This is a genomic window from Streptomyces sp. NH27, from assembly GCF_056859195.1.
In genome coordinates this window covers 1-1,563 of sequence record NZ_JACEGK010000899.1, presented here as the reverse complement: position 1 = coordinate 1,563, position 1,563 = coordinate 1, and the positions used below count along the sequence as shown (strand labels likewise).

2 protein-coding genes are annotated in these 1,563 nt (G+C 74.8%); one reads left to right on the top strand and one right to left on the bottom strand.

The annotated features are described in order from the left end of the window. Positions 1–144: 144 nt before the first annotated feature. Entirely contained in the window at positions 145–1,092 is a 948-nt protein-coding gene (locus AC13HU_RS36885) for an ABC transporter ATP-binding protein (RefSeq protein WP_483046363.1), read from the top strand. Positions 1,093–1,215: 123 nt separating this feature from the next. Here AC13HU_RS36885 and AC13HU_RS36880 read toward each other — a convergent pair. Beyond that, on the bottom strand, positions 1,216–1,563 hold a 348-nt coding region (locus AC13HU_RS36880), incomplete at its 5' end, for a DUF8185 domain-containing protein (RefSeq protein ID WP_483046362.1).

The following is a 1,563-nucleotide window of genomic DNA, read 5'->3' as shown; positions in this document are numbered from 1 at the left end:
GTCACGGCCCTGGCGGGCGCGGGTACGGCGGGCGCGGGCCCGACCGGCTCGGGTACGGCCAGTTCGGGTCCAGCCGGCACGGGCGATTCCGGCGGCACGGCGGGCGCAGAGGCAACGGCGGCCACGGCGGGCGGGCGTTCTGCGGTGCGCAGCCTCGCCGACCTGGAGCAGCAGGCCGCCGCCCGCCGGGACGGCCCCGCGTACGGGCATGACGCACTGATCAGTTGCGACCGTCTGGTCCGGATCTTCACCACGGACGGCGTCGAGGTGCAGGCGCTCCAGGGCCTCGACCTGCTGGTCGGCAAGGGCGAACTGATGGCGCTGGTGGGCGCGTCCGGCAGCGGCAAGTCCACGCTGCTGAACATCCTCGCCGGCCTCGACGTCCCCACCGCGGGCGCGGCCTCCGTCGGCGGCTACGACCTGCTCGCCATGGACGCCTCCTCCCGGCTGAGCTACCGCCGCCACATGGTCGGCTTCGTCTGGCAGCAGACCGCCCGCAACCTGCTGCCGTACCTGACCGCGGCCCAGAACGTGGTGCTGCCCATGCAACTGGCCGGCCGCACCGGTCTACGCACCAAGCGCCGGCGGTCCGCCCGCGCCGCCGAACTGCTCGACATGCTCGGCGTCGGCTACTGCCGGGACCGGCACCCGGGCCAGATGTCCGGCGGCGAGCAGCAGCGCGCCGCGATCGCGGTCGCCCTCGCCAACAACCCCTCGGTGATCCTCGCCGACGAGCCGACCGGCGAACTGGACTCGGCCACCGGCGAGCAGGTCTTCGCGTCCTTCCGCACCGCCAACGAGGAGTTGGGCACCACCGTCGTCGTGGTCACCCACGACCACGCGGTGTCGAGCGCCGTCCAGCGCACGGTCGCCATCCGCGACGGCCGTACCGCCTCCGAGGTGGTCCGCCGAACCGAAGTCGACGAGCACGGCCAGGAGTCGGTCGTGGCCCGGGAGTACGCCACCGTCGACCGCGCCGGCCGGCTCCAGATCCCGCGCGACTACACCGACGCGTTGGACATCCGCTCCCGGGTGCTGCTGGAACTGGAGCAGGACCACATCGGGGTCTGGCCGGACCGCCCGGAGGAGTAGCCGCGCCCGCCCTGACCACGCCACGAACCACCGACCACGGATCGCGGATCACCGTGCACCGAGCACCGAGCACCGGCCAAGGCCACCGGCGCCGGCAGATCCGTCAGCGCGGTGCGTCCCGGGTCAGAACGGGGAGACGGTCAGTCCGGACGCCCCCGACGCCCCACGCATCGCCACCGACCCGTAACCGGTACGCAGCCGCACCCACGGACCCGCCGCGAGCACCGCGACCGCCTCGCCCGCGGCCTCGCCCGACCGGCGCGCGGGCAGGAACCCGAGCGCGTGCGCGGTGTGCACCACCCGCAACGTCACCCCTGCCCCGCCGCCGGGCAACCGCCCGCTCCACAGCTCCTCCGCCAGGGCGTCCAACTCCGCCCGGCCGCGCCGCTCGGGCACCAGCGCCTCCGTGCGCTCCCGGAACTCCGCGACCGCCCGCGCCGCGACCTCCCGTACCACCGTCGCCTCCAACTC